A 26,682-nucleotide genomic window follows, 5' to 3' on the forward strand; every position below is an offset into this window, starting at 1 on the left:
GCGCACCGTAGAACCCTCCCCCGCACGCGGGAGAGGGTTCTACGGTGCGCCCGGTCGGAGCAGCAGACTTTCAAACCGGCCTTGAGTCACCCTGACTTGCGTCACCCCTGCCTTGAGTCACCCGGGCCGTGAGAAGCTCAGGATCTCGCGCTTGCCGGCATGGTTGGCCGGGCCGACGATGCCTTCGGTCTCCATGCGCTCCATCAGGCTCGCCGCCTTGTTGTAGCCCACCTGAAGCCGCCGCTGGATGTAGGAGGTGGACGCCTTGCGGTCGCGCATGACGATGGCCACCGCCTGGTCGTAGAGATCGCCCCCGGCCTCGCCGAGGCTGGAGCGGTCGAACACCGCGTCGTCCTCGTCCTCCACCTCCGCGTCCTCGTCGAGGATCACGGCGTCCAGATAGTCCGGACCGCCCTGGGCCTTGAGGAAGGCCACCACCTTCTCCACCTCGCCATCGGACACGAACGGCCCGTGGACGCGGGTGATGCGCCCGCCGCCGGCCATGAACAGCATGTCGCCCTGCCCCAGCAGCGTCTCCGCGCCCATCTCGCCGAGGATGGTGCGGCTGTCGATCTTGGAGGTCACCTGGAACGAGATGCGGGTGGGGAAATTGGCCTTGATGGTGCCGGTGATGACATCCACCGAGGGCCGCTGGGTGGCCATCACCAGATGGATGCCGGCGGCCCGCGCCATCTGGGCAAGGCGCTGGATGGCGCCCTCGATCTCCTTGCCCGCCACCATCATCAGGTCGGCCATCTCGTCCACGATGACGACGATGTAGGGCAAGGGGGTGAGGTCCATCTCCTGTTCCTCGAACAGGCTTTCCCCCGTCTCCTTGTCGAAGCCCACCTGCACGTTGCGGGTGATGACCTCGCCCTTCTCCGCCGCCTCCTTCACCCGGGCGTTGAAGCCGTCGATGTTGCGCACCGCGAGGCGGCTCATCTTCTTGTAGCGCTCCTCCATCTCCTTCACCGCCCACTTGAGGGCGATGATCGCCTTCTTGGGGTCGGTGACGACGGGGGTGAGCAGGTGCGGGATGCCCTCGTAGACGCTGAGTTCCAGCATCTTGGGGTCGATCATGATGAGCCGGCAGGCATCCGGCGTGTGCCGGTAAAGCAGGCTCAGGATCATGGTGTTGATGGCCACCGACTTGCCCGAGCCGGTGGTGCCGGCCACCAGCAGGTGGGGCATGCGGGCGAGGTCCGCGATCACCGGCACGCCGCCGATGGTCTTGCCGAGGCACAGGCCGAGCTTGGGATGGGTCTCCACGAATTCGTGGCTGGACAGAAGCTCGCGCAGCCACACCGTCTCGCGCCGCCGGTTGGGCAGCTCGATGCCGATGACGTTGCGTCCCTCCACCACCGCCACGCGGGCGGACACCGCGCTCATGGAGCGGGCGATGTCCGGCGACAGGCCGATGACGCGGGAGGACTTCACCCCCGGCGCCGGCTCGAACTCGTAGAGGGTGACCACCGGGCCGGGATTGGCGTCGATGATCTCGCCGCGCACGCCGAAATCGCGCAGCACCTGCTGGAGCATGGTGGAGGACTGGTCGAGGAATTCCTCGGACATCTCATAGTCCGGCTCCACCACCGGCGGCTCGCGCAGCAGGTCGAGGGGCGGCAGGTCATAGGGGCTGGCATCGTCCCCGAGGTCCCCGTCCGAGGCCGGGTCCGGAGCGGCGAAGCCGGGGGCCGGAACAGCCGCGGGCGCGGGCTCCGCAGCATTGGCCGCAGGCGGCCGGGCCGCGAGGGCGACCGGTGCGAAGCCGAGCGGCGCCACAGCACCGAGAAAGCGGGCGGTGATGCTCTGCTGGTACGGCTGCCAGAACGAAGGCGCCGGCTCCGTCAGGATCGGCGGGCCGGAGAGAGCGGACGCCGCGGCGAGGGGTTCCCCGTCGTCGCCGGCGTCGGCTTCGTCAGCGTCGTCGGCGGCGGCGTCGGTGAGGAGCAAATCCTCGTCCTCGTCCTCGTCCTCGGCTTCATCCTCGGCGTCGCCGTCGTAGACATCGTCCTCTTCGTCGCCTGCGGCGTCGTAGGCGTCTCTCTCTTCGTCTTCAGCCTCTGCGTCGTCCTCGTCCGAGGCGAGCAGCAGGTCGTCGTCGTCCTCCGCCTCGTCCCCGTCGTCCTCCTCCGCCTCGGCGACGAAGTCACCGGCGGCGTCGATCATTTCATCTTCGACAGCCTCATCCTCGGCCGGCGAATCGGCATCCGTGTCGCCCTCGACCACCGCGTCGGCGATGGCCGCGTCTTCGACCGCGGCAGCATCCTGGACTTCGGCCCGATCCCCATCTTTGGACGGCGCGAGATCCTGCTCGTCGGCATGGGCGGGCGGCACGGCGGCACGGCCGAGGACCAGAAGACGGGCCAGAGCCTCGAAATGGGGCGGCAGGTCCCCGTGCAGATCCCCCTCCGGTGCCACGACCACGGCCGGCAGCTCCGCGCCCGGCGCGTCCGATCGCTCGTCCCCGCACGCGATCCGAGCGTCGATCGTCTCCTGCTCCGCGGGAGGTTCCTGCACCGTGAGGAGCGCGTGTGCCGCGGGCTCCTCGTCAGAAGCCACTGGCGCGTCGTCGTCCCAGGTCACCGCGGGTTCGGGCACGATGGCCACCCCCTCGTCCCTGGGCTGTTCGGCCTCGAAGAATGCGGCCGCGACGAGCGCGGCTTCGTCGGGAACCTCGACCATGGGTTCGGCCGCCACGGCCGCAGGCAGATCGAGGGGCGCCGCAATCACCTCCACCTCCGGCGCGGCCACCGCATCATCGGCCGGGTCGAGCACGAAGCGCCAGTTGCGGCTCGAAATCTCCGGCACGGGAGCGGTCTGCGATTCGCTCAGCAACAGAACGTGGTCCTCGACGCCGGGCAGGCCCGACGGCTCGTGCAGGGCCTCCACCTCGCGCGGACGCAGGAAATGGTCCGGCGTGCGGGTGAAGCGGGTGTTGGCGTCGAGGGTGAAGGGCCTCAGCCAGCTCGGAATAAGCTCCAGGTCGATCCAGCTGTGCGTGAGCGTGGCGGCGGGCGTCTCGACCGGGGGATGATACTCCGGCGCGAAGGCGCCGAGGGACGGCGTCACGCTGCGGCCGCCCGCATAGGCAGCGGGCGGCGCATAGTCCGCCTCCTCGTCATAGGAAGGAAACTCAAAGGGTCTGGGAGGACGGTTGAAAGAAGACATGCTGATCCGTAGCCCGCAGCACCGGCGCCGTTCCCCAAGGCTTAGAGCCCCCGCGTTAAGGGGAGGTTTGCACCCCCTGTCCGGTGGTTTGTTATTACCACCGCCTGTGGATGACGCAGAGGCCGTGCGGCAGCCGAGCAGGCGCGAAGCCCCGCGCCACCGGCCTGCCGGGCGGGGCCGTTCAACGCTCCGGATTGTGCGGGTGTCGGCTCAGGCGCGGCGGCCGGCCGGGGATGGCCCGCGGCGCCCTGTCACAGGGCGTCGCGCAGGCCCTTCACGAAGCTGGACAGGCCGGTCAGGCGCCGCCGCTTCAGCCGTTCCGCCTGCAGGATGGCGGTGAGCTTGACGAGGCTGTCGTCCACCTCGTGGTTGATGATGATGTAGTCGTATTCGGTGTAGTGGCTGATCTCGTCGGAGGCCTTGGCCATGCGCTGGTGCACCACCTCCTCCGAATCCTGCGCGCGGGAGCGCAGGCGCTGTTCCAGGTCGGCGGCGGTGGGCGGCAGCAGGAAGACCTTCACCAGGTCCTGCTGCGCGGTCTCACCCAATTGCTGGGTGCCCTGCCAGTCAATGTCGAACAGCACGTCCCGCCCGGCGGACAGGGCCAGTTCCACGGCCGGGCGCGGCGTGCCGTAGAGATTGTCGAACACCACCGCGTGCTCCAGCAGTTCGCCCTCGTCGCGCATGCGGTGGAAGGTGGGCACGTCGACGAAATAATAGTCCTTGCCGTCCACCTCGCCCGGCCGGGGCGGGCGCGTGGTGACGGACACGGACATGGTGATTCGATCATCGCTCGCCAGCAGCTTGCGCGACAGCGTGGTCTTGCCCGCCCCCGAGGGCGAGGACAGCACCAGCATCAGCCCGCGCCGCGCCAGGACGCCCGCGCCCGGTTTCCAGCCCGGCAGCGCGAAGTGCGACGACACGGAGGAGGCGGCGGATTGCGGCATGGGTTCGGGCTTCACTCGAGGTTCTGGATCTGCTCGCGGAACTGGTCCACCAGCAGCTTGAGGTCAAGCCCGATCTGCGTCAGCGCCACGGAATTGGACTTGGAGCACAGGGTGTTCGCCTCGCGGTTGAACTCCTGGGCGAGGAAATCCAGCCGCCGCCCGGCCGGACCGCCGGTGTGCAGCAGGTCGCGCGCGGCGGCGATGTGGGCTCCGAGCCGGTCCAGTTCCTCGCGCACATCCGCCTTGGTGACGGCAAGCACCGCCTCCTGGTGCAGGCGGTCGGGATCGAGGGTGGCGGCTTCCATCAGCACGCGGACCTGCTCGGCGATGCGGGCCTTGATGGCCTCGACGCCGCGCTCCGGCAGGCGCTCGGCCCGCACCAGCAGGGCGGCGATGGCATCGAGCCTTTCGGAGAGGATGGCGTTGAGCGCCTCGCCCTCGCGGGCACGCATGGTGCCCAGCTCCGCGAGCGCCCGGTCGAAGGCCGAGAGCATGGCGGACATGAGCGCGCGGCGCTCGTCCTCGCCCTCGTCGGCCTCGGCGATCTCCACCATGCCCTTGACCGCCAGAAGGGAGTCGAGGGTCGGGGCCGGCGCGCCGAGGCGGCGGGCGCTTTCGGACACCGTCCGATACAGCGCCTCCAGCGCCCCCTGGTTGACCCGAACGGTGCCGGTCTCCCCCTCTCGGGTGGCCGAAAGGGTGGCGGAGACCGAGCCGCGGGTCAGCACCTGGCCGGTGCGGGTGCGCACGTCCGCCTCCAGCACCTCGAAGCCCGGCGGCAGGCGCAGCCGCAGGTCCAGCCCCTTGCCGTTGACCGCGCGCACTTCCCAGCCGAACCGCCACGGCCCGTGGGAGCCGGCGACGCGGGCAAAGCCGGTCATGCTGGCGAGGGGGGCCCGGGCCGAAGCCGGAACGCGGTTGGTGGTGACGGCGGCACGCTTCATGTTCAATCCTGCGGCGACGCCGCGCTCCGGGTTCAAAACGTTTGCGGCGGACGCGGGCACCGGTTCTGCATCCTGAAACCGCATAACACAATAACCTGAGGCCCGGGCGGTGTGATCCGGGCGGTGTGATCCGGGCGGTGTGATCCGGACCCCGGCCGGGCCTCGAAGCCGGCTCCAGACCTTGACCAAGAGATTACGTTATCCGATCGGAGCGCGATGCAATCGGATCGGCACGTGCTCCAGAGCGTTTTCCGTTCGCACCGGCTCACGGCAATCGCTCTGGAGTTTTGTTTTGACGCGTTTTCTTTACGCGAACCGGTATCCGCTTCGCTCGAAAACGCTCTAATTGCCCGCGTTCGGCGCTGCCGCGGGGGCTGGCGCCGCGGCAGCCGGAGCGGCCGGGGCTCCGCCCTGCTCGATGGCGCGCCACCGGGCCACATTCTTGTTGTGGTCGGCCAGCGTCTCGGCGAAGGCGTGGCCGCCGGTACCGTCCGCGACGAAGAACAGGTCCTTCGTCCTGGGCGGGTTGGCCACCGCCGCCAGCGCGTCGCGCCCCGGATTGCTGATGGGGCCGGGCGGCAGGCCGTCGATGGCGTAGGTATTATAAGCCGTCGCTGTGGCAATGTCGGTGCGGCTGATGGGCCGCCCCAGCGCGCCGCGCCCGCCGACGATACCGTAGATGATGGTCGGATCCGACTGGAGCCGCATCTTCTTATTGAGCCGGTTGACGAACACCGCGGCCACCTTGGGCCGTTCCGCCGCAAGGCCCGTCTCCTTCTCCACGATGGAGGCAAGGATAACCAGCTCCTGCGGGCTCTTGACCGGGATATCGGGCGCACGCTTGGCCCAGAGGGTGGCCAGCAGCCTGCGCTGCTCATCCGCCATCTTCTTCAGCACCTCTTCGCGGCTTTGGCCGCGGGTGATTTGGTACGTTTCAGGCAGCAGCGTCCCCTCGGCCGGCACCGCCGGAGTGCCGGTGAGCAATTCATTGTCCATCAGGCGCTTGACCACCTGCTGGCTGGTGAGGCCCTCGGGAATGGTAACCTGGTGCACCACCATCTTGCCGGACGCCAGGGTGTCGATGACGCTCGCCAGCGACTGGCCGGGCTTGAACACGAATTCGCCGGCCTTGAAGCTGGCGTCGGGCCGGGCAAGCCGCTGTCCGGCCAGGAACAGCAGGGCGTTGCTGATCACACCCTCGCGCTCGAGGATGTCCCCCATGTCGCGCACGCCCGACCCGCGCGGGATGTTCACCACCTTCTCGGTGGCGAGCGGTCCGGGGGCATAAAAGGCGCGCTCGGCGTACCAGGCTCCGAGCCCGCCGCCGACGGCGAGGAACAGCAGGAACGTGAAGATGCCGCTGAGAACGGTCACCGCCGGATGACGCGCGCTGCGCGAGGGGCGCGGCGGCTTGGCCTGCCGTACGCCGCGGCCGTATCGCGCGGAGGCCTTCGGCGCGGGTTTGGGCGCTGCGGCGGTGGCGGTCGCATCCTTGCCGCCGGCCGGCGGCATAGGCGATCCGGCAACGTCCGGTACTCCGGCCTTTGGTGATCCGTCGTTGGATTCGGCCATCCAAGGGCTCCCCTGTCGTCGGCGAAGGCGCGCGGTCGAACGTTCAGGCCGGAACGCCGCCGCATGGGAGGCTTGCTAAAGGCACATTCGGGCTCAACGGCGGCATATGGCCCTGCATCTTCCGGTACGGCGGCCGGGCTCCCGCCGCCCGCCGATGGGACCGGCCTCAGGCGAGGGCCGGCCGGGGCGATGCTCCGGCCGGGGCGTGATCAGGCGTCGTAGCGGCGGAAGATGAGGGACGCGTTGGTGCCGCCGAATCCGAACGAATTGGAAAGCACCACGTCGATCTTGCGCGGCTTGGCCGTGAGCGGCACCAGATCGATGGGGGTCTCCACCGACGGATTGTCGAGATTGAGCGTCGCCGGGGCGATCTGGTCGCGGATGGCGAGGACGGAAAAGATCGCCTCCACCGCGCCCGCGGCCCCGAGCAGGTGGCCGATGGACGACTTGGTGGACGACATGGAGGTGGTCGCCGCCGCATTGCCGAGCAGCCGCTCCACCGCCTTCAGCTCGATCTCGTCAGCCATGGTGGAGGTGCCGTGGGCGTTGATATAGTCGATGTCTCCCGCCGCCAGGCCCGCCCGCTTCAGCGCCGCCGACATGCAGCGGAAGGCGCCGTCGCCGTCCGGCGAGGGGGCGGTGATGTGGAAGGCGTCACCGGTCAGGCCGTAGCCCACCAGCTCGGCATAGATGTGCGCGCCGCGCGCCTTGGCGTGCTCAAGCTCCTCAAGCACCACCACGCCGGCGCCCTCGCCCATCACGAAGCCGTCGCGGTCCCGGTCATAGGGGCGCGAGGCGCGGGTGGGATCGTCGTTGAAGGCGGTGCACAGCGCCTTGCAGGCAGCAAAACCGGCCAGCGCCAGGCGGTTGACGGTCGATTCGGTGCCGCCGGCCACCATCACGTCGGCATCTCCAAGCGCGATGAGCCGTCCGGCATCGCCGATGGCATGGGCGCCCGTGGAGCAGGCCGTGACCACCGCGTGGTTCGGTCCCTTCAGCCCGTGGGTGATGGAAACGTAGCCGCCGGCCAGATTGATGAGACGGCCGGGAATGAAGAAGGGCGAGATGCGCCGCGGCCCGCGCTCCTTGAGCAGCAGGGACGATTCGGCGATGCCCTCGATGCCGCCGATGCCCGAGCCGATGAGCACGCCGGTGTTGATCTGGTCCTCATAGGACGAGGGATGCCATCCGGCGTCATCCAGCGCCTGGGTGGCCGCAGCCATGGCGTAGACGATGAACTCGTCCACCTTGCGCTGCTCTTTCGGTTCCATCCACTGGTCGGGATTGTAGGTCCCGTCGGAACCATCGCCACGCGGAACGTTGGCGGCAATCTTGCAAGCAAGATCCGCCACTTCGAAATGGCTGACCGCCTTCACGCCGCTCTCGCCGGCGATGAGCCGCCGCCAGGTCGGCTCGACTCCGCAGCCGAGCGGCGTCACCATGCCGAGGCCGGTGACGACAACACGTCTCATGGGAAAAACTCCGGCAGGCGGGCCGATGGCGCAGATGGCGCGCGACCCGGTGCGACAACGGCCGCGGGCGCCCGGCGCCACGCGACCGTCGAATGAACAGGCGTGAGACTCAAGCCGCGTTCTTTTCCAGGAACTTGATGGCGTCACCCACGGTCAGGATGGTCTCGGCGGCATCGTCCGGGATCTCGCAGTTGAAAGCCTCCTCGAAGGCCATCACGAGTTCCACGGTGTCGAGGCTGTCGGCGCCGAGATCGTCGATGAAGGAGGCGCTCTCCGTGACCTTCTCGGGTTCCACCCCCAGATGCTCCGCGACAATCTTCTTCACCCGCTCGGCGATGTCACTCATAGATGCAACCCTCGTTGTTCGGATAATCCCGTTGCCGTTCGGCGGCTGGTGGAGGGCATAATGCCTTTTTTCCGCCGTGCCCAGCCCCCTCCGCCGCAAGGAACATTCCTCGCGGGCGGGACGTGGATTGGACCGGACAGCTCCCACCGCCGCGCGCGGATGAGAAGAGCCTTGTGAGGCGCCCTTTCCCGGCCCAGCAATGCGGCTCGTTAGCACACTCCCCGCAGCAAGGCCAGCCAAGCTCGGCAACGGCCGGCCAGCCAATGGCGGAAGGCGATGGCGGAGGTCGGGCGATGCGTGTTCTTGCGCCGCTTCTTGCGCCGCGCGTGTGCGCCGGCTACTCACTTTCCATGCCCGGGACCCGCGACCGATCGGAACGCCTCGCCGCCGCCCTGCGCGCGAACCTGTCGCGGCGCAAGGCCCAGTCCCGTGCGCGCCGCACCGGTGAAGCCGAAAGGGACGCCGCTGCCCACGCAGCGGGAGAACCGCAGGGAAATCCCCCCGCCGGCCCTGCGGCAGGCCAAGGCGCCCCACCGGCCGCCGAAGCGCCCCCGAACCCCATGAATAGCGGTGAAAACCTTGCGCGCAGCGGTAGCACGACGCCGGAGGCGGGTGCCGCCAAGATTGTGCCGGAAGGCGAGCCGGGCTAGAGCTTTTCTCTTAAATGCGCGGTCGGCCGGCTTGGGGGGGCCAGCCGGTAGGAGGCACAGGTAACGCATGGACAAGATTCGCATCGTCGGCGGAAACGAGCTGAAGGGCACCATTCCCATCTCCGGTGCGAAGAACGCCGCCCTGCCGCTGATGATCGCCAGCCTCCTGACCGAGGAGAAGCTGATTCTCGAGAACGTGCCGCGCCTCGCGGACGTGGCGCTGCTCCAGCGCATCCTCGGCAATCATGGCGTGGACATCACCACCAACGGCAAGCGCAACGGCGACGATCCCTATGCCGGCCAGACGCTGGAGATCGACGCACGGGTGATCGTGGACACCACCGCGCCCTACGACCTCGTCTCGCGCATGCGCGCTTCGTTCTGGGTGCTGGGGCCGCTCTTGGCCCGCATCGGCGTGGCCAAGGTGTCGCTGCCCGGCGGCTGCGCCATCGGCACCCGCCCGGTGGATTTCCATCTCGACGCCCTGCGCGCGCTGGGCGCCGATATCGAGATCGACGCCGGCTATGTGGTGGCGAAGGCGCCCAACGGGCTCAAGGGCGCGCGCATCGTGTTCCCCAAGGTGTCCGTGGGCGCCACCCATACCGCCCTCATGGCCGCCGCCCTCGCCCGCGGCGACAGCATCATCGAGAACGCCGCCCGCGAGCCGGAGGTGGTGGATCTCGCCGACTGCCTCATCAAGATGGGCGCCCGCATCTCCGGCGCCGGCAGCTCCACCATCCATGTGGAGGGCGTGGCCCGCCTCAAGGCCGCCCGCCACGCGGTGCTGCCCGACCGCATCGAGACCGGCACCTATGCCATGGCCACCGCCATGACCGGCGGCGACGTGATGCTCGCCGGCGCCCGGCCCGACCTGCTGGAAAGCGCGCTGGACGTCCTGCGCCAGGCCGGCGCCGAGATCGACGCCACCAACGAGGGCATCCGGGTGCGCCGCAACGGCGCCGGCATCCTTCCGGTGGACGTGACCACAGCCCCCTACCCGGGCTTCCCGACCGACCTCCAGGCCCAGTTCATGGCGCTCATGACCAAGGCCAAGGGCAATTCCCGCATCACCGAGACCATTTTCGAGAACCGCTTCATGCACGTGCAGGAGCTGGCCCGTCTCGGCGCCCGCATCCACCTTGAGGGCGACACCGCCGTGGTGGAGGGGGTGGAGCGGCTGACCGGCGCGCCGGTGATGGCCACCGACCTGCGGGCCTCGGTCTCCCTCGTCATCGCCGGCCTTGCGGCGGAGGGCGAAACCATGGTCCAGCGCGTCTATCACCTCGACCGTGGCTTCGAGAAGCTGGAAGAGAAGCTGTCCCGCTGCGGGGCGCAGATCGAGCGCATCAGCGGCTGACCTCGGGAGCGGCTGACCTCGGGCGCGGCTGACCTGGGGCGCGGCTGACCTGGGCGCGGACGGCCCTTAACTTCAAGACGAGGAACGCGATATCCGGCCAGCTTGCGATGCAGGCGGCCGGCGCGTCCTCGAGGCGGCGCGGAGGCCGTGGTGAGCCTGCCGAACATCATAACCCTCATGCGCATCCTGCTGGTGCCGGCCGTGATCTGGTCCATCGCCTCCAGCGAGTATGCGCTGGCGTTCTGGCTGTTCCTGGCGGCCGGCATCTCCGACGCGCTCGACGGCTTCATCGCCAAGCGCTTCCACATGCAGACCGAGCTTGGCTCCTATCTCGATCCGGTGGCCGACAAGGCCCTGCTCATCTCCATCTACGTGGCGCTGGCAGTGTGCGGCCTGATCCCGCGCTGGGTGGCCATCGCCGTGGTGTCGCGCGACGTGATGATCATCGGGGCCGTGGTGCTGTCCCTCGTCATGGCCAAGCCGGTGGCCATCAGCCCGCTGCTCGTCTCCAAGGTGAATACGGCGGTCCAGATCGTGTTCGCCGCCTTCGTGCTGGCCGCATCCGGCTTCGGTCTGGACCTGCCGGGGCTGTTCCAGGTGGGGCTTGTGATGGTCGGGCTCTTGACGGGCCTTTCCGCCGCTGCCTATCTCGCCGCATGGACGCGCCACGTTGCGAGCTGACGCAGGCGAACCAACGAATGGCGAACCGACGAATGGTGTGCTCACGAACGGCGAACTGATGGACCGTGAGCTGATCGGCGAACGCGACCCCCGCACCACCGCAGCCGCCGCCAGCCCGGCGCCCGGTGGCGGCCTTCGCGCGCCTGGACTGCCTGACCCTCCCGCGCCGGGCCATCCTGCATCAGGCCGCCCCACGCCGGAACGCCGCCCCCCCGACCTGGAGCCTGCGGAAGGCGTCCTGCCGGTGCGGTTTCAGATGCGCTTCTGGGTGACGGCCCTCGTCCTGACAGCCATCTCCCTGTGGCTGCTGAGTGGTATTTTATTGCCATTCGTCGCCGGCATCGTGCTCGCCTATTTCCTCAATCCCGTGGTCGCGCGGCTGGAGCGCATCGGCGTCGCCCGCACCCTCTCCGCCCTCGTGGTGGTGGGAATCATGCTGCTTCTGGTGATGCTGTTCTTCCTGCTCGCCCTGCCGCTGCTCTCCTCGCAGATGTTCGAGTTCATCCAGCGCCTGCCTGCCTATGTGGCGCGGCTGCAGGGCCTTCTGACCGAGGAAAACCGGGAGTGGCTGAGCGGCATCGTCGGCGATCGCCTGCCGGACATGCAGCGCTCCATCTCCGATCTCATGACGCAGGGGGTCAGCCATCTGGTGGGCCTGCTCTCCTCCGTGTGGTCCGGAGGGCAGGCGCTGATCGCGCTGTTCGCCCTGATGGTGGTGACGCCCGTCGTCGTCTTCTACATCCTGTGCGACTGGAACAACATGGTCGCCTTCGTGGACCGGCTGGTGCCGCTGCCCCATCGCACGGAAGTGCGCGGCCTTGCTTGCGCCATGGACATGGCGGTGGCCGGCTTCGTGCGCGGGCAGGCCACGGTGTGCCTGCTGCTCGGCACCTTCTATGCGGTGGCGCTGACCATGGCGGGGCTGAATTTCGGCCTGCTCATCGGCATCGTGTCCGGCGTCATCACCTTCATTCCCTATGTGGGCTCGCTCACCGGTTTCGTGCTGGCCATCGGCGTCGCCATCGTCCAGTTCTTTCCCGACTGGGGCATGATCGGCATCATCCTCGCCATCTTCGTCACCGGCCAGACCATCGAGGGCTACGTGCTGTCGCCCAAGCTCGTGGGCGACAGCATCGGAGTGCATCCGGTCTGGCTCATGTTCGCCCTGTTCGCCTTCGGCTACCTCTTCGGCTTCGTAGGCCTCCTGCTCGCCGTGCCGCTCACCGCGGTGACAGGCGTGCTCGTGCGCTTCGCCATCAACCGCTACATGCAGTCCGCGCTTTACCAGGGCAGCGCCGACGACGCCTTGCCCCCGCCGGAGACACCCTGAGCATGGCGGAGCGCGACGGACGTCCGCGCCAGCTTCCCCTCGACCTGCCGGCTTACCCGGCGCTCCGGCGCGAGGACTTCCTCGCCGCGCCGGGCAACTCGGCTGCCCTCGCCCTGATCGACGCCTTTCCCGAATGGCCGGCCCGCGTCGTATGCATCGTGGGGCCGGAGGGGGCGGGCAAGAGCCACCTGGCCGCCATCTTCGCCGAGCGCTCCGGCGCGCAGACGCTGGAGGCCCGCGCCCTCACCCGCGACGGCGTGCCCGACGCCCTCGCCGCCGGCGCGCTGGTGCTGGAAGATCTGGAGGCCGGCACCTTCAGCGAGGCCGCCCTGTTCCACCTGCTCAACCTCGCCCGCGAGCAGCAGGCCTACCTGCTGATGACGGCGCGCATGCCGCCCGCCACCTTCCCCCTCGCCACCGCCGACCTCGCCTCGCGGCTGCGCGCGGTGCCGGTATTCGAGATTACGCCCGCGGACGACGCCCTGCTAGCGGCGGTGCTGGTGAAGCTGTTCGCCGACCGCCAGCTTTCGGTGGATGAAGCCACCGTTCAATACCTTCTGCTGCGCATGCAGCGCACCGTGGCAGGCGCCAAGCGCATCGTCGATGCGCTGGACACCGCCGCCCTCGCCGCCCGGCGCCCGGTGACGCGCGCGCTCGCGGCGCAGGTATTGAAGGACCTAGGTGAGGAACTGGGCGAGGACCCGTCTTTCCCCGATGTCCAACGGGAAGAGGACTGATACCGCCGGGCGTCATAGAGTAGTCATCTAACGCGGCCATGGTCCGGCCGAAACGCGGGGGACCGAGCATGGGTATGAACGAGGCTGCGGCGCGCGCGGACGAGAATCTGGACGCGGGCGTGAACTTGGACGCGGGCGTGAACCTGGACGCAAATCTGGAGATCCCGGAGAGCGCGACCGAGGTGCTGGCTCTGGCACAATCGCCGCAGCGCTTCATCAACCGCGAGATTTCCTGGCTGCACTTCAACCGGCGCGTGCTGGAGGAGGCGGAGAACCGCAACCACCCCCTGCTGGAGCAGCTGCGCTTCCTCTCCATCTCCGCCAACAATCTCGACGAGTTCTTCATGGTCCGCGTGGCGGGCCTGAAGGAACAGGTGCGCGAGGGCGTGCAGACCCGCAGCCCCGATGGCCTCACCCCCTCCGAACAGCTCACCACCATCCTCGCCACCGCGGCCCAGCTCATCTCCGACCAGCAGGGCCGCTGGCTGGAACTGCGGCGCGACCTCGCCAACGTCGGCATCGTGCTGGTGGACGGTGCGGAGGTGACCGCCGACGATCTGGAGGTGCTGGACCGGCACTTCCTCAACCACGTCTTCCCGGTGCTGACCCCGCTGGCCATCGACCCGGCGCACCCCTTCCCGTTCATTCCCAACCTCGGCTTTTCCCTCGCGCTCCAGCTGGTGCGGCAGTCGGACGGGCGCGGCATGAACGCGCTCATCCGCATCCCCGCCAAGGTGGAACGCTTCATCCGCCTGCCGGATTTCGGCACCGGCGCCCTGCGCTTCATCACCCTTGAGCAGATGATCGGCCTGTTCATCTCCCGCCTCTTCCCCGGCTATGCGGTGAAGGGCCAGGGCGTGTTCCGGGTGGTCCGCGACAGCGACCTTGAAATCGAGGAAGAGGCGGAAGACCTCGTCCGCCTGTTCGAGACCGCGCTGAAGCAGCGCCGCTACGGCGAGGTGATCCGCATGGAGGCCGATGCCGCCATGCCGGCCGAACTGCGCAATTTCGTCGCCCGCGAGCTGGGCGTGAACGACGACGAGATCTTCGTGGTGGGCGGCGTGCTCGCCCTGAACGAATTCTCGCAGCTGGTGTCGGTGGACCGGCCGGACCTGAAGTTCCAGGCCTACAATGCCCGATTTCCCGAACGCATCCGCGAGCACGCCGGAGACTGCTTTCTGGCTATTCGCGAGAAGGACATACTGGTTCACCACCCTTATGAATCCTTTGACGTGGTGGTTCAGTTTCTCCGCCAGGCCGCCCGCGACCCCAACGTCGTCGCCATCAAGCAGACCCTCTACCGCACCTCCTCCGACAGCCCCATCGTGAAGGCGCTGGCCGAGGCGGCGGAGGCCGGCAAGTCGGTGACCGCCCTGGTGGAGCTGAAGGCCCGCTTCGACGAGGAAGCCAACATCCGCTGGGCGCGCGACCTGGAGCGGGCCGGGGTGCAGGTGGTGTTCGGCTTCATCGAGCTGAAGACCCACGGCAAGCTCTCCATGGCGGTGCGGCGCGAGGGCACCTCACTCGCCACCTATGTGCATGTGGGCACCGGCAACTACCATCCCATCACCGCCCGCATCTATACGGACCTCAGCTTCTTCACCGCCGATCCGGTGATCGCGCAGGACGTGGCCCGCATCTTCAACTTCATCACCGGCTATGCCACCCCCGGCGAGCTGGACGCCATGGCGGTCTCGCCCACCGCTCTCAAGCCCCGGCTGCTGAAGCACATCGCCGACGAGATCGAATATGCCAGGGCCGGCCGCCCGGCCGCCATCTGGCTGAAGTGCAACTCGCTGGTGGATCCGGAGATCATCGACGCGCTGTACGAGGCGAGCGCCGCCGGCGTGCAGGTGGACTGCATCATCCGCGGCATCTGCTGCCTGCGGCCCGGCATTCCGGGGCTCTCCGAGAATATCCGGGTGAAGTCCATCGTCGGCCGCTTCCTGGAGCACTCGCGCGTGTATTGCTTCGGCGCCGGCCACGGCCTGCCGAGCCCCAACGCGGTGGTCTACATCTCCTCGGCGGACCTGATGCCGCGCAACCTCGACCGCCGGGTCGAGACCCTGTGCCCCATCACCAACCCCACGGTGCACGAGCAGGTGCTCGACCAGATCATGGTCGCGAACCTTATCGACAACCAGCAGAGCTGGCGTGTCTTGCCGGACGGCTCCTCCGAACGCATAGTCCCCGCGCCGGGCGAAGAGCCATTCAACGCCCATCAATATTTCATGACCAACCCGAGCTTGTCCGGACGTGGAAAGTCTCTCAAAGATTCTTCGCCGCGTAGCCTCTTCGTCCGTCGCTGACGGCGATGTGGTGACCCGCGCGCCCGGCCGGCTTTTCACCGGGGCGCCGGTCGCGGTCATCGATATCGGCTCCAACTCGGTCCGCCTCGTGGTCTATGAGGGGTTGAGCCGCGCGCTCACGCCCATCTTCAACGAGAAGGCCCTGTGCGGGCTGGGCCGCGAGGTGCTCTCCACCGGGCGCCTGCCGCAGGATGCGGTGGACCGCGCCTATGCCGCGCTGAAGCGCTTCCGCGCCCTGTGCGACGCCATGGAGGTGGGCGAGGTCCATGCCCTCGCCACCGCCGCCGCGCGCGACGCGGAGAACGGCCCCGCCTTCATCGCCGAGTGCGAGGCCATCTGCGGCCGGAAGATCGAGCTGCTCACCGGCAAGCGCGAGGCGGAACTCGCCGCCGCCGGCGTGGTGGCGGGCGTCTATGCGCCGGACGGCATCGTAGGCGATCTCGGCGGCGGCTCGCTGGAGCTGGTGGACGTGAAGGGCCGCGCCATCGGCACCGGCGTCACCCTGCCCCTCGGCGGCCTCGCCCTGCAGGACCGGTCTTCCCGCTCGCCGCGCAAGGCGGAGAAGATCGTCCGCGAGACCATCCCCGAGGCCGAGGTTCTGGGCGCCCTCGCCGGCCGCACCTTCTATGCGGTGGGCGGAACGTGGCGGGCGCTGGCGCGCCTGCACATGTACACTAAGGGCTATCCGCTCCACGTGATGCACGGCTATGTGATTCCCGCCCGCGAGGCGCTGGACTTCACCCGCATCGTGCACCGGGCCGATGCCGAGGCCCTCGCCCATATCGACGTGGTCTCCGATGCCCGCCGGCCCCTGCTCGCCTATGGCGCGCTGGTGCTGGAGAACATCGTGCGGCAGGGCCGGCCCGCCGAGGTGGTCATCTCCGCGCTGGGCGTGCGCGAGGGCCTGCTGAATTCCCTGATGCCCGAGGAGGAACGCGTCCGCGACCCGCTCCTGATCGCGGCGGCCGAGATGAACGTGCTGCGCTCCCGCTCGCCCCGCCACGGGGAGGAGCTGGTGGGCTGGACCGATGGCTTCTTCGCCTCGGCTCCGGTGCTGGAGGAGGCGGAGGACGAGAAGCGCCTGCGCCGCGCCGCCTGCCTGCTGGCAGACGTGAGCTGGCGCGCGCACCCCGACTATCGCGGCGAGCAGAGCCTGAACATGATCGCCCATGCGGCCTTTGCCGGCATCGATCATCCCGGCCGCGCCTATATCGCCCTCTCGGTTTATTTCCGGCACATGGGCCTCAACACCGACGAATCCGACACCCGCATCCTGGAACTGCTCACCACCGGCATGCTGGACCGCGCCCGCATCCTCGGCGCGGTGATGCGGGTCGCCTACGTGCTCTCGGCGGCCATGCCCGGCATCCTGCCGCAGATGCCGCTGCAGGTGCGCGGCGACCAGCTGGTGCTGGCGGTGCCGCGCAAGGTGGTCTCGCTGGTGAACGACCGGGTCTACAACCGCCTGCGCCAGCTGGCCCGGCTCATCGGCCGCGAGCCGCTGCTCGAACAGGGCGATTGATCGGCTCCGTTGCGGTTCGTCTCCCGTCGTGTGGGACGGGGCGGAACGGGCGAAGCCGGAAAGCGCCAGCCCCGGGCGGGCTCTGATCCATCTGTGACCGGCGTCATGCCGGCGGCGCGGGGCGGTCGCAAGTCCGCCCCAATCCACCTTCACGCTGGTGCCATGAAACAGCTACTGAACCTGTTTGGTGGAGTTGCCGGCCTGGTGGTCGCGGGCCTCGTGGGCCTTGCGTTGTTCACGCTCGTGGGCGGACTCATCGTCGTGGCCGGCATCGTGATCACGGCCCTGGTCCTCGGCGGGGGCGTCTATGCCCTGGTCACCGGCCGGGCGCCGGGCATCCGCCGGGGCGGCTTTTCGTCCGGCTTTGGCTCGGTACGGGTGTTCGACCTGCGCACCGGCCGACCCTTCGGCAATTCCGAAGGCGCGCCCGACGAGAACGGCATGATCGACGTGACGCCGCCCAAGCCTTCCGCGTCTTCCGGTACGCCCCGCACCGGCGCCTGAGGGACCAGATGCCCAGCTGACCGGCGATGTTCCTCAACGCCGGAAGCAGGTAGGCTCCCTCGGCGCGCGATACCGCGCTGACGGGGGCCGGCACGGGACATGGACGGGGACATTGAGGCGGGCGTTTATCTGGCATTACTCGTGGTCTGCGTCGCGCTGGCCATGCTTACGGTGGTCTCTCACGCGATCGCGCTGGCGATCATCCGCCGGCGCCTCAGCTGGCGCATCCGCGGCAAGAGCTACTCCGATCACGTGTTTCGCGAGGCGGTGATCATCAGCGCCACCGTGCTGAGCCTCAGCGTCGCCCACCTGTTCGAGATCTGCATCTGGGCCGCGGCCTACGTCGCGCTCGGCGCCATCGCAGACCCGCACGACGCCCTCTATTATTCCATCTCCACCTACACGACACTGGGCGCGGACGGGGTGTCCATCGCCAAGTCCTTCCGCGCCATCGCCGCGTTCGAATCCCTCATCGGCCCGATGATGGTGGCCTGGTCCACCGCGTTCCTGGTGGAGTTCGTCACACGCATGCGCGGGCCGAACTCCACCTGAGCCGGGCCGCCGCCCACACCAACGGCGCCGGTCTTTGACGGGCGGCGGACCTTCAGTCCCGTTGCGGGCAACAGCCGGAACCGGACATCACACGCTGGTGGGATAGTTCGGGCTCTCGCGGGTGATGGTCACGTCATGCACATGGCTCTCGCGCAGGCCGGCGGATGAAATCCGCACGAACCGGGCCTTCTCGCGGAATTCCTTCAGCGTGCTGCCGCCCACATAGCCCATGGCCGCCCGCAAGCCGCCGGCGAGCTGGTGCAGCACCGCGCTCACCGGACCCTTGTAGCCCACCTGGCCCTCGATGCCTTCCGGCACCAGCTTGAGCGTATCGCGCACTTCCGCCTGGAAGTAGCGGTCGGCGGAGCCGCGGGCCATGGCGCCCACCGAGCCCATGCCGCGATACGACTTGTAGGACCGGCCCTGATAGAGGAACACCTCGCCGGGGCTCTCGTCGGTGCCGGCCAGCAGCGAGCCCACCATGGCGGCGGAGGCGCCGGCCGCCAGCGCCTTGGCAAGGTCGCCGGAATATTTGATGCCGCCGTCGGCGATCACCGGCGTACCGGTGGCGTAGGCGGCCTCCACCGCATCCATCACCGCGGTCAGCTGGGGCACGCCCACGCCCGCCACGATGCGGGTGGTGCAGATGGAGCCGGGGCCGATGCCCACCTTCACCGCGTCCGCCCCGGCGTCGATGAGCGCCCGGGCGCCCTCGGCGGTGGCGATGTTGCCGGCGAGGATCTGGGTGCGGTTGGAGAGCTTCTTGATGCGCTCCACCTGGTCCAGCACCTTGCGGGAATGGCCGTGGGCGGTATCCACCACCACCAGGTCGACGCCGGCGTCGATCAGGCGCTCGGTGCGCTCGAAGCCGTCGGGACCCACGGTGGTGGCGGCGGCGACCCGCAGGCGGCCCTGCTCGTCCTTGGCGGCGTGGGGATAGGCCACCGCCTTCTCGATATCCTTGACGGTGATGAGGCCGACGCAGCGCTCGTCATTGTCCACCACCAGCAGCTTCTCGATGCGGTACTGGTGCAGGAGGCTCTTGGCCTCCTCCTGGTTCACCTGGCCCTCGCGCACGGTGATGAGCCGGTCCTTGGTCATCAGCTCGGCCACGCGCTGCTCCGGATTATGGGCAAAGCGCACGTCGCGGTTGGTGAGGATGCCGACCAGCCGCCCGGCGATGGCACCCACGCCGCGCTCCACCACCGGAATGCCGGAAATGCTGTAGCGCTTCATGAGCGTCAAGGCGTGGGCAAGGGTCTCGTCGGGATGGATGGTGACCGGGTTCACCACCATGCCCGATTCGTACTTCTTCACCTGCCGCACGTGCTCGGCCTGAAGCTCGGGCGTGAGGTTGCGGTGGATGACGCCGATGCCGCCGGCCTGCGCCATGGCGATGGCGAGGCGCGATTCGGTCACCGTATCCATGGCCGCGGAGATGATGGGCAGGTTGAGGCTGATGGTCTTGGTGAGCTGGGTGGAGACATCCACCTCGCCCGGCATCACTTCGGAGGGGCCGGGCGTCAGCAGCACGTCATCGAACGTCAGCGCCTCGCGGAACGGCGCACGGCCGTTGGCGCTGTCCGCGGCGGGGGAAACGTTCGAAATCGGGGTGGTCATGGCCAACTCCTTAAGGCGGCGCGGAAGCCGGGCCGCTGGATCGGGGCCGGAACGGGTTGCTGTCACGCACCCCGCTACGAGTTGGCAGTGGCCGATACCATGAGTGAACGACGAATAGAAGACCTGTTGCGAGGCATTCGCTGCAACGCTCCCATGCGCGCAGCGGCGGGCCATCATTCGCGGCCCTGCAGGAGCCGGACGGACACCCCGCCAGCCCTTGCGCCCTCTCTATTCGCCGGCGAGGCGCAGCGGCGCGCGGGCTGCGGCTTCCGCATGCCTCAGCCGGTCCTCCGCCGCCGCCACATAGGCGCGGGTCAGCGGCACCGCCTGCTGCCGGCGGGCGAGCTGGATCTGGAACACGTTCAGGCCCTGGTGGCGGAACGCCATCTCGCTGGAGGCCAGATAGAATTCCCACATGCGGCAGAAACGCTCGTCGGTGAGGCGGACAGCGTCCTCCCGGCGGGCCAGGAAGCGCTGGCGCCAGGCCTTCAGCGTCTCGGCATAATGCAGGCGCAGGAGTTCCACGTCGGTGACCACGAGGCCCGCCCGCTCGACATGCGGCAGCACCTCCGACAGGGCTGGGATGTAGCCGCCGGGGAAAATATACTTGGTGATAAAGGGGTTGCTGATACCCGGCGGATCGGAGCGGCCGATGGCGTGCAGCAGCATCACCCCATCGTCCTTCAGCAGGCTGCGAACCTTGCGGAAGAATGCCCCGAAATGATCCACGCCCACATGCTCGAACATACCCACCGACACGATGCGGTCGAATGCCCCCTCCACGTCGCGATAGTCGCGCAGGGTGAAGTTCACCCGATTGGCGAGGCCGCGCTCGGCGGCGCGGTTGCGCGACAGCGCCAGTTGCTCGCTCGAGAGCGTGATGCCCTGAACCGTCGCCCCCGCCATCTCCGCGAGATAAAGCCCGAGCCCGCCCCAGCCCGAGCCGATGTCCAGCACGTCGAGGCCGGCGCGGTCGAGCACGAGCTTGGCCGCGATATGGCGCTTCTTGGCCAGCTGGGCGTCGTCGAGGCTCTGCCCCTCATGCTCGAAATAGGCGCAGCTGTACTGCCGGTCGTGGTCGAGGAAGAGCGAATAGAGCCGACCGTCCAGATCATAATGGTGCGCCACATTGCGCTGCGCGCGGCCGGGCGGGTTGAACTGCGCGATCCGGCGCGACACCCGCCGCAGCAGATAGAGCAGCTTGGCCGGCGCCGTGGGATTGACCGAGAACGGCTGGGCCATGACCAGGTCGAGGAAATCGGCAATGGTGCCGTCCTCCATCACCAGCGTGCCGTTCATGTAGGCTTCGCCGAGCTTCAGCTCCGGGTCGAGGCAGATGTCGCGCTGGGCCGCCGGGCTGATGATGCGAAGCGCCACCGGCTTCTGCCCTGGCGACGCATTCCCCAAGGTCATTATCCGGCCGGACGCGGTTGTCACCTTCAGGGCGCCGTGAACGACAACCTGCCGCAAGACCTTTTCCAGCAACCGCTCCATCGGCCGCCTCCGCTACGCCAGAGCACGCGCCGATCAGATTTCAACCTGATCGGATAACGCGTGCTCTTTCCTTACGTTAGAGGGCGATTCACGCAGCAAATCGATTCCATTTGCCCGGATCGCGCTCTGGTGCCCGAAACCCTTTCTCCCGCTCCAGGCGCGCGGAGCGCGTTCCCGCCGGCGAGCGCCTTCAAGCGCACCCAAGGCTCAACACGCTTCCCGTCCGGCACGCCTGGATGGCCGCAACAGGTTTTATGAAACCACCAAGGCTGCGGCGTCGCAATATGGCGCCAGGGCGACAAGGCCCGGCCAGCCGTCACGTGCGCGCGAGCAAGACCGGGCACGCAACGGAAAACGGCGCCCCGGCAGGTGCCGGGACGCCGTTGCTCTTCCACGTCGAAACCGCGTCGCCCCCCATGGCGGAGGACGAAGGGCCTCAGCCCTCGGTGCCTTCCTCGGCCGCCAGCTCGGCGGCGACTTCGGCACGCTCGATGGCGAGTTCGGCCTCGATCTCGGCATCCTCGTCGCGGGCGGTGCGCACGTCCTCGCCGCGGGCCTGACGCTCGGCCTCCTCGGCGTTGCGGGCGACGTTGACCTTCACGGTCACCTCGACCTCCGGGTGCAGGGTCACCGGCACCACGTGCACGCCCAGGGTCTTGATGGGATGGTTGAGAACCACCTGCTGGCGGTCCACCACGAAGCCGGCGGCGGTGAGGCCATCGGCGATGTCGCGGGTGGAGACCGAGCCGTAGAGCTGGCCGCTCTCGCCGGCCTGGCGGATCATCGCCACGCTCTGGCCGTTGAGCTTCTCGGCCACGGCCTCGGCATCCTTGCGGCGCTCGAGGTTGCGGGCTTCCAGCTCGATCTTCATGGTGTCGAAGCGGTCCTTGTTCGCCTTGGTGGCGCGCAGGGCCTTGCCGTTCGGCAGCAGGAAGTTGCGGGCGTAGCCGTCGCGCACCTTCACCACTTCGCCCATCTGGCCAAGCTTGGCGACGCGCTCAAGAAGAATGACATCCATTTTCGTTTCTCCTGTCTCGTATTCGGTTGGGATTTTTTGAAAGTCAGCGGTCGTTCGCGGCCGGCGGTCCCTTGCCGGTGGCGATACGGGCGCGAAAGTCGAGCATGCCGTCGACAAAGCCGAGAATGGCCATGGCCAGCACCGGCCAGCCCAGCATGGCGGAAGTCACCCACAGGGCGCCCAGAATGAGGGTGCGCGCCGGATGGCCTTCGGTCACGGCGTGGACCACGGCGAAACCGGCCAGCGCATAGGCGCCGGCAAGGGTCACGGCGCCGGCCGAGGCCGCAAGGCCGGACAGCCCCCCCGCCATGGACAGGGCCAGCACCACGGCGAGCACCAGCGAGGTCACCGGCGGCAGCCGGAAGGCGGCAAGGTTGGGCCACGGCCGCGCCAGCCGGCCGGAAACCCGCGCCGCGCGGGCGGCGAGGTAGAGGCAGGCGAGGTACGAGACCATGGCCATCGCGGCCGCCATGGCGGGCAGGACATGGGCGATCAGCGAGGCCATGGCGAGGGGATCGCGCCCCTCCGTCTCCATGGGCAGGCCCGGGCCTGCCACCAACGCCTGGAAGGCGGCGGTCACCGCGGCGTGGTACGCCTCGTAATCCTGGGCCATCCCGAACAGGGCGACGGTGACGGAGACGGTGGCAAAGCCCGCCGCCAGCAGCACCAGCCCCCCCACGGGAAACCAGACGAGGCCGTCACGGGCCGCCGGGTCGCTCCGGGCCATCAGCGCGGCATAGGACAGGCCGAAGGCCGGGCCGCCGAGGCCCACCAGATAGGTCGCGAGAAAGGTGCCGCCGAAGGCGAGCCAAAGCCCGGCGCCCCCCGTGATCGCGGCAAGGGCCGCAGCCAGCGGGCTGAAGGCGATGCCGGCGATCATCACCGGCAGGGGCGAGAGATAGAACAGGGGGACAGCCAGGAGCGTCCCCGCCGCAGCGCCGGCGGCAAGAAGGGCGGAGGCCGATCCGGCGGCCAGGCCGATAAGAACAAGAAGCATCATCCGACAAGCTGTCCCGCTCACGCGGTTAGAGGCAGGCCTTTGGCCAACCCCAGCAGACGCCCCGGGGACATCCCCGCGGCGCGTCGCCAAGACCAGAGAGAAACGCCCGCCCCGTCGGGGCGGGCGAATGGATCAGCGGATCACGAAGGGCAGAAGGCCCAGGAACCGCGAGCGCTTGATGGCGGCAGACAGCTCACGCTGCTTCTTGGCGGAAACCGCCGTGATGCGCGAGGGCACGATCTTGCCACGCTCGGAGATGTAGCGCTGCAGGAGCCGCACATCCTTGTAGTCGATCTTCGGCGCGTTGGGGCCGGAGAACGGGCAGGTCTTGCGACGGCGGAAGAAGGGACGACGCTGGCCACCGCCACCGCCGGCACCACCGGACTGAGCGAACGCCATCAGACTTCCTCCTCGCCACCGTGGGATTCTTCAGAGGGACGCGGACGGCGCGGGCGGTCTTCGCGACCACCGAAGCCGCGGTCGCCGCGATCACCGCGATCGCCACGGTCCCCACGCTCGCCGCGATCGTCGCGGTCGCGCTTCTGGAGCATGGCGGACTGGCCTTCCTCATGCTCCTCGACGCGCAGGGTGAGGATGCGCAGGACGTCCTCATCGATGCGCTGCTGGCGCTCCAGCTCCTGGATCGCCGCCGCCGGGGCGTCGATGTTCAGCAGCGTGAAGTGCGCCTTGCGGTTCTTGTTGATGCGATAGGTCAGGGACTTGACGCCCCAATACTCGGTCTTGCCGACCGAGCCGCCATTCGCCTCGATGACACCCTTGAAGCGGGTGGTGAGTTCCTCGACCTGCTGCGCCGTCACGTCCTGGCGCGCGAGGAACACGTGCTCGTAAAGCGGCATGTGTTCGTGTGCCTTTCGTTTCATTTCCGTCCACCGGCGCCAAGCCCTTCTTGCCGGAAAGGCGCGAAGCTCGGAAGGCGGGGACACGGGACGACGGGCACTTGCCCTGTTTCTCATTGCCCCGGCGGATCATCGCCGAGCCAAAGAAAGACCGTCCGTTCAGCCCCCGGCCGGGTGCGACGGAAGCGGGGCGTATAGCAGGTTCTGCGCGGAAGGCAAGTTTCGCCCGGGCCGCCGGGCCGAAAGCGCGCCCGCCCGGCTCAGAACAGGCCCATGCTGGTGCTGGAATTGCGGGTCGGCGTCGCGGGCTTGGCGGACGCGGGCTTGGCCGAGACGGGCTTGGCGGCGGTGCCGTTGGCGCCGGCCGCGGAGGCCGACGCGGGATTGGCCGGCTTCGGCTTCTTCTTCGGCGCGGGGGTGGCGGAGGCCACCTTCGGCTCCGGCACGCCCTTGTTCATGGCGATCAGCTCGGAGACGGTGACGAACTTGTAGCCCTTGGCCTTGAGGTCGTCGAACACCTTGGGCATCGCGTCCACCGTGGTGGGGTGGATGTCGTGGACAAGCACGATGGCGCCCGGATGGGCGTGGGACACGATCCGGTCGTGGATGACCTGCGGGTTGCGGTCCTTCCAGTCGAGGGGATCCACCGACCAGTAGATGAAGGTCGAGCCGAACTTCTCGCGCAGATGGGCGCGCAGCGCCGGGGTCATGGCGCCGTAGGGCGGGCGCACATAGAGCGGCGCCTTGCCGGTGAGCTGCTCGATGACGGCGTTGGTGTCGCCGATCTGCTTGTCGGCGGCCGCCACCGAGATCTTGGGCAGCTGCGGGTGATCCCAGGAATGGTTCGCCACCTCGTGGCCCTGCGCGATCATCTGCCTGATGATGGCGGGCGAGGCCGTCGCCCGGCTTCCGAGCACGAAGAAGGTGGCCTTGATGCCGCGCTGCTCCAGCATCTTCAGCAGCCGGGGCGTGGTCTCGGGGTTCGGGCCGTCGTCGAAGGTCATGGCGATATAGGGGCCGTCCACCACCGCGGAGGAATAGGCCACCAGCTTCTGCGGCGAGGTGCCGGCCGCGGCGGGCGTTGCCGCCGGCGCGGACATGCCCGCCGCGGCTGGCGGCTCGGCGGCGGTCTGCGACGCGGCGAAAGTGCCGGTCGGCGTCATGGTCGCAAGGGGCTGGGTCGCGGGGGGCCTGGTGGCGGAAGGTACCGGCTGGAAGGTCTGGCCAAAGGCCGGGCCAAGGCCCATCGCGCCCACGACGGCAAAAGCGAGAAATCCCCAGGAAGCCTTCACGATGGACCACTTTCCATGTCTGTGCCGGGAAAACAGAGCCCGGTTCGTTCACGCCCTACGCTACGCTGGCCTAGGCCCTACGCATAAAATGTGAAGCAGGCGAGGCAAACCCATCTCATTCCCCAAAGTCAAGTTCCCTCGCCTTGACTCGCCCACATTCCGGGTGTCTCTCCCCTCCCCAAATTTCATAACCGGAGGGCCGCGCATGTCGGATGGGCCGCGTACAGGATCTCAGACCGCCTTCATCTTCCCCGGCCAGGGCAGCCAGGCTGTGGGAATGGGCAAGGCGCTGGCGGACAATTTCCCGGCCGCGCAGGCCGTGTTCGATGAAGTGGACGCCGCCCTCAACGAGAGCCTGACGCAGGTGATGTGGGACGGCCCCATCGACGCGCTGACCCTCACTGCCAATGCCCAGCCGGCGCTCATGGCGGTCTCCCTCGCCGCGCTCCGCGTGCTCGAGACCGAGGCGGGGCTGGATCTTGCCCGCGAGGCGGCCTTCGTGGCCGGCCATTCGCTCGGTGAATATTCGGCGCTGGCCGCCGCCGGCGCCCTCACCATCACGGAAGCCGCCCGCCTGCTGCGCATCCGCGGCCGCGCCATGCAGGAGGCGGTGCCGGTGGGCGAAGGCGCCATGGCCGCCCTGCTGGGCCTCGACTACGACCAGGCGGTGGCGGTGGCGGCCGAAGCCGCCGGCGACGAGGTGTGCGAGGCAGCCAACGACAACGCCCCCGGCCAGGTGGTGGTCTCCGGCACCAAGGCGGCGGTGGAACGCGCCATCGTCATCGCCAAGGAGAAGGGGGCCATGAAGGCCCTGCTGCTGCCGGTGTCCGCCCCCTTCCATTGCCGCCTCATGGGCCCGGCCGCCGAGGCCATGGAAGTGGCCCTATCCGGCTCCACCGTGATGACGCCGCGGGTGCCGCTGGTGGCCAACGTGCGCGCCTCCCCGGTGACCGACCCGGCCGAGATCGTGCGCCTGCTGGTGGAGCAGGTGACCGGCACCGTGCGCTGGCGCGAAAGCGTCATCTACATGGCGGGCGCGGGCGTGACGCGCATGGTCGAGGTCGGCGCCGGCAAGGTGCTGTGCGGCCTCGTCAAGCGCATCGACAAGTCGGTGTCCACCAGCGCCGTGGGCACGGCCGAAGACGTGGCGGCCTTCATCGCCGCCCGCAACGCCGCCGCCTCGGCGGCCTGAGGCGCTATTTCGCGGACCTGAAGCCCTCTCCCGCTCAGAAGCCGGATATATCCGGCTTCTGCCCTTGCGAACCGAACGCGGCAACAGCCGCGTTCGGGCGGGGAAGGGTTGGGAG

Annotated in this window: 22 protein-coding genes; 9 read left to right on the top strand and 13 right to left on the bottom strand. The window is 68.6% G+C overall.

Annotated elements, in window-relative coordinates; translation table 11 throughout:
• Nucleotides 1-117: 117 nt before the first annotated feature.
• The 6 genes from K9U41_RS11650 to K9U41_RS11675 form a co-directional block, all read right to left on the bottom strand.
• Nucleotides 118-3,171, bottom strand: coding sequence for a DNA translocase FtsK (locus K9U41_RS11650; protein ID WP_282641005.1), 3,054 nt, complete (start codon nucleotides 3,169-3,171; stop codon nucleotides 118-120).
• A gap of 251 nt (nucleotides 3,172-3,422) precedes the next feature.
• Nucleotides 3,423-4,118, bottom strand: a complete 696-nt coding sequence (gene gmk, locus K9U41_RS11655; RefSeq protein ID WP_432715777.1) for a guanylate kinase — start codon at nucleotides 4,116-4,118, stop codon at nucleotides 3,423-3,425.
• 11 nt (nucleotides 4,119-4,129) lie between these two features.
• Nucleotides 4,130-5,062 (bottom strand): YicC/YloC family endoribonuclease, encoded by a 933-nt coding sequence (locus K9U41_RS11660; RefSeq protein ID WP_282641006.1) that lies wholly within the window; start codon nucleotides 5,060-5,062, stop codon nucleotides 4,130-4,132.
• Between the two features lie 342 nt (nucleotides 5,063-5,404).
• On the bottom strand, nucleotides 5,405-6,634 hold the full coding sequence (gene mltG, locus K9U41_RS11665; protein ID WP_282641007.1) for an endolytic transglycosylase MltG: 1,230 nt from the start codon (nucleotides 6,632-6,634) through the stop codon (nucleotides 5,405-5,407).
• 209 nt (nucleotides 6,635-6,843) lie between these two features.
• The gene (fabF, locus tag K9U41_RS11670) at nucleotides 6,844-8,106 is read right to left on the bottom strand and encodes a beta-ketoacyl-ACP synthase II (RefSeq protein WP_282641008.1); all 1,263 of its coding nucleotides are present in this window, start codon (nucleotides 8,104-8,106) and stop codon (nucleotides 6,844-6,846) included.
• A 109-nt stretch (nucleotides 8,107-8,215) separates the two neighbouring features.
• A complete protein-coding gene (locus K9U41_RS11675) occupies nucleotides 8,216-8,452 on the bottom strand; it encodes an acyl carrier protein (protein WP_012115109.1) in 237 nt (78 codons plus the stop codon).
• Nucleotides 8,453-9,169: 717 nt separating this feature from the next.
• On the opposite strand from K9U41_RS11675, the gene murA reads away from it, so the two are divergent.
• From murA to K9U41_RS11715, 8 genes are all read left to right on the top strand, one after another.
• Nucleotides 9,170-10,459, top strand: coding sequence for a UDP-N-acetylglucosamine 1-carboxyvinyltransferase (gene murA, locus K9U41_RS11680; RefSeq protein ID WP_282641009.1), 1,290 nt, complete (start codon nucleotides 9,170-9,172; stop codon nucleotides 10,457-10,459).
• 150 nt (nucleotides 10,460-10,609) lie between these two features.
• A complete protein-coding gene (locus K9U41_RS11685) occupies nucleotides 10,610-11,140 on the top strand; it encodes a CDP-alcohol phosphatidyltransferase family protein (RefSeq protein ID WP_282641010.1) in 531 nt (176 codons plus the stop codon).
• Between the two features lie 58 nt (nucleotides 11,141-11,198).
• On the top strand, nucleotides 11,199-12,470 hold the full coding sequence (locus K9U41_RS11690) for an AI-2E family transporter (protein WP_282641011.1): 1,272 nt from the start codon (nucleotides 11,199-11,201) through the stop codon (nucleotides 12,468-12,470).
• A 2-nt stretch (nucleotides 12,471-12,472) separates the two neighbouring features.
• Nucleotides 12,473-13,207: an HdaA/DnaA family protein gene (locus K9U41_RS11695; RefSeq protein WP_282641012.1), complete on the top strand. Its 735-nt coding sequence runs from the start codon at nucleotides 12,473-12,475 to the stop codon at nucleotides 13,205-13,207.
• Between the two features lie 38 nt (nucleotides 13,208-13,245).
• Entirely contained in the window at nucleotides 13,246-15,516 is a 2,271-nt protein-coding gene (locus K9U41_RS11700; protein ID WP_432715778.1) for an RNA degradosome polyphosphate kinase, read from the top strand.
• 10 nt (nucleotides 15,517-15,526) lie between these two features.
• On the top strand, nucleotides 15,527-17,038 hold the full coding sequence (locus tag K9U41_RS11705; RefSeq protein WP_282641014.1) for a Ppx/GppA family phosphatase: 1,512 nt from the start codon (nucleotides 15,527-15,529) through the stop codon (nucleotides 17,036-17,038).
• Between the two features lie 162 nt (nucleotides 17,039-17,200).
• A complete protein-coding gene (locus K9U41_RS11710) occupies nucleotides 17,201-17,542 on the top strand; it encodes a hypothetical protein (RefSeq protein ID WP_282641015.1) in 342 nt (113 codons plus the stop codon).
• 99 nt (nucleotides 17,543-17,641) lie between these two features.
• Complete coding sequence (locus K9U41_RS11715) at nucleotides 17,642-18,094, top strand: ion channel (RefSeq protein ID WP_282641016.1); 453 nt, start codon at nucleotides 17,642-17,644, stop codon at nucleotides 18,092-18,094.
• Between the two features lie 87 nt (nucleotides 18,095-18,181).
• On the opposite strand, the gene guaB is transcribed toward K9U41_RS11715, so the two are convergent.
• The 7 genes from guaB to K9U41_RS11750 all read right to left on the bottom strand — a co-directional run bounded on the left by guaB (nucleotide 18,182) and on the right by K9U41_RS11750 (nucleotide 25,375).
• Nucleotides 18,182-19,714 (bottom strand): IMP dehydrogenase, encoded by a 1,533-nt coding sequence (gene guaB / locus K9U41_RS11720; protein WP_282641017.1) that lies wholly within the window; start codon nucleotides 19,712-19,714, stop codon nucleotides 18,182-18,184.
• A gap of 228 nt (nucleotides 19,715-19,942) precedes the next feature.
• Nucleotides 19,943-21,208 carry a cyclopropane-fatty-acyl-phospholipid synthase family protein gene (locus tag K9U41_RS11725; RefSeq protein WP_282641018.1) on the bottom strand — a complete coding sequence of 422 codons (1,266 nt, stop codon included), beginning with the start codon at nucleotides 21,206-21,208 and terminating at the stop codon, nucleotides 19,943-19,945.
• Between the two features lie 436 nt (nucleotides 21,209-21,644).
• The gene (gene rplI / locus K9U41_RS11730) at nucleotides 21,645-22,226 is read right to left on the bottom strand and encodes a 50S ribosomal protein L9 (protein ID WP_282641019.1); all 582 of its coding nucleotides are present in this window, start codon (nucleotides 22,224-22,226) and stop codon (nucleotides 21,645-21,647) included.
• Nucleotides 22,227-22,269: 43 nt separating this feature from the next.
• Nucleotides 22,270-23,226, bottom strand: a complete 957-nt coding sequence (locus K9U41_RS11735; protein ID WP_282641020.1) for a DUF2232 domain-containing protein — start codon at nucleotides 23,224-23,226, stop codon at nucleotides 22,270-22,272.
• A 132-nt stretch (nucleotides 23,227-23,358) separates the two neighbouring features.
• Nucleotides 23,359-23,625: a 30S ribosomal protein S18 gene (gene rpsR / locus K9U41_RS11740; protein WP_012115096.1), complete on the bottom strand. Its 267-nt coding sequence runs from the start codon at nucleotides 23,623-23,625 to the stop codon at nucleotides 23,359-23,361.
• The gene (gene rpsF / locus K9U41_RS11745) at nucleotides 23,625-24,083 is read right to left on the bottom strand and encodes a 30S ribosomal protein S6 (protein ID WP_282641023.1); all 459 of its coding nucleotides are present in this window, start codon (nucleotides 24,081-24,083) and stop codon (nucleotides 23,625-23,627) included. The genes rpsR and rpsF overlap by 1 nt, the downstream gene beginning before the upstream one ends.
• Before the next feature lie 260 nt (nucleotides 24,084-24,343).
• The gene (locus K9U41_RS11750; protein ID WP_282641021.1) at nucleotides 24,344-25,375 is read right to left on the bottom strand and encodes a polysaccharide deacetylase family protein; all 1,032 of its coding nucleotides are present in this window, start codon (nucleotides 25,373-25,375) and stop codon (nucleotides 24,344-24,346) included.
• A 205-nt stretch (nucleotides 25,376-25,580) separates the two neighbouring features.
• On the opposite strand from K9U41_RS11750, the gene fabD reads away from it, so the two are divergent.
• Nucleotides 25,581-26,567 (top strand): ACP S-malonyltransferase, encoded by a 987-nt coding sequence (gene fabD / locus K9U41_RS11755; protein WP_282641022.1) that lies wholly within the window; start codon nucleotides 25,581-25,583, stop codon nucleotides 26,565-26,567.
• Nucleotides 26,568-26,682: the final 115 nt, after the last annotated feature.

Origin of the sequence: Xanthobacter autotrophicus (assembly GCF_029991245.1) — a bacterium.
Taxonomy (GTDB): Bacteria; Pseudomonadota; Alphaproteobacteria; order Rhizobiales; family Xanthobacteraceae; genus Xanthobacter; species Xanthobacter autotrophicus_C.

What these genes read in the sequence shown, in the direction of transcription:
- K9U41_RS11675 (WP_012115109.1), bottom strand. Translation starts at nt 8,452, where the DNA reads ATGAGTGACATCGCCGAGCGGGTGAAGAAGATTGTCGCGGAGCATCTG.
- K9U41_RS11700 (WP_432715778.1), top strand. Translation starts at nt 13,246, where the DNA reads ATGGTCCGGCCGAAACGCGGGGGACCGAGCATGGGTATGAACGAGGCT.
- rpsR (WP_012115096.1), bottom strand. Translation starts at nt 23,625, where the DNA reads ATGGCGTTCGCTCAGTCCGGTGGTGCCGGCGGTGGCGGTGGCCAGCGT.
- K9U41_RS11710 (WP_282641015.1), top strand. Translation starts at nt 17,201, where the DNA reads ATGAAACAGCTACTGAACCTGTTTGGTGGAGTTGCCGGCCTGGTGGTC.
- K9U41_RS11715 (WP_282641016.1), top strand. Translation starts at nt 17,642, where the DNA reads ATGGACGGGGACATTGAGGCGGGCGTTTATCTGGCATTACTCGTGGTC.
- rplI (WP_282641019.1), bottom strand. Translation starts at nt 22,226, where the DNA reads ATGGATGTCATTCTTCTTGAGCGCGTCGCCAAGCTTGGCCAGATGGGC.
- murA (WP_282641009.1), top strand. Translation starts at nt 9,170, where the DNA reads ATGGACAAGATTCGCATCGTCGGCGGAAACGAGCTGAAGGGCACCATT.
- K9U41_RS11660 (WP_282641006.1), bottom strand. Translation starts at nt 5,062, where the DNA reads ATGAAGCGTGCCGCCGTCACCACCAACCGCGTTCCGGCTTCGGCCCGG.
- fabD (WP_282641022.1), top strand. Translation starts at nt 25,581, where the DNA reads ATGTCGGATGGGCCGCGTACAGGATCTCAGACCGCCTTCATCTTCCCC.
- guaB (WP_282641017.1), bottom strand. Translation starts at nt 19,714, where the DNA reads ATGACCACCCCGATTTCGAACGTTTCCCCCGCCGCGGACAGCGCCAAC.
- K9U41_RS11690 (WP_282641011.1), top strand. Translation starts at nt 11,199, where the DNA reads ATGGACCGTGAGCTGATCGGCGAACGCGACCCCCGCACCACCGCAGCC.
- mltG (WP_282641007.1), bottom strand. Translation starts at nt 6,634, where the DNA reads ATGGCCGAATCCAACGACGGATCACCAAAGGCCGGAGTACCGGACGTT.
- K9U41_RS11650 (WP_282641005.1), bottom strand. Translation starts at nt 3,171, where the DNA reads ATGTCTTCTTTCAACCGTCCTCCCAGACCCTTTGAGTTTCCTTCCTAT.
- fabF (WP_282641008.1), bottom strand. Translation starts at nt 8,106, where the DNA reads ATGAGACGTGTTGTCGTCACCGGCCTCGGCATGGTGACGCCGCTCGGC.
- K9U41_RS11695 (WP_282641012.1), top strand. Translation starts at nt 12,473, where the DNA reads ATGGCGGAGCGCGACGGACGTCCGCGCCAGCTTCCCCTCGACCTGCCG.
- gmk (WP_432715777.1), bottom strand. Translation starts at nt 4,118, where the DNA reads ATGCCGCAATCCGCCGCCTCCTCCGTGTCGTCGCACTTCGCGCTGCCG.
- K9U41_RS11735 (WP_282641020.1), bottom strand. Translation starts at nt 23,226, where the DNA reads ATGATGCTTCTTGTTCTTATCGGCCTGGCCGCCGGATCGGCCTCCGCC.
- K9U41_RS11725 (WP_282641018.1), bottom strand. Translation starts at nt 21,208, where the DNA reads ATGGAGCGGTTGCTGGAAAAGGTCTTGCGGCAGGTTGTCGTTCACGGC.
- rpsF (WP_282641023.1), bottom strand. Translation starts at nt 24,083, where the DNA reads ATGCCGCTTTACGAGCACGTGTTCCTCGCGCGCCAGGACGTGACGGCG.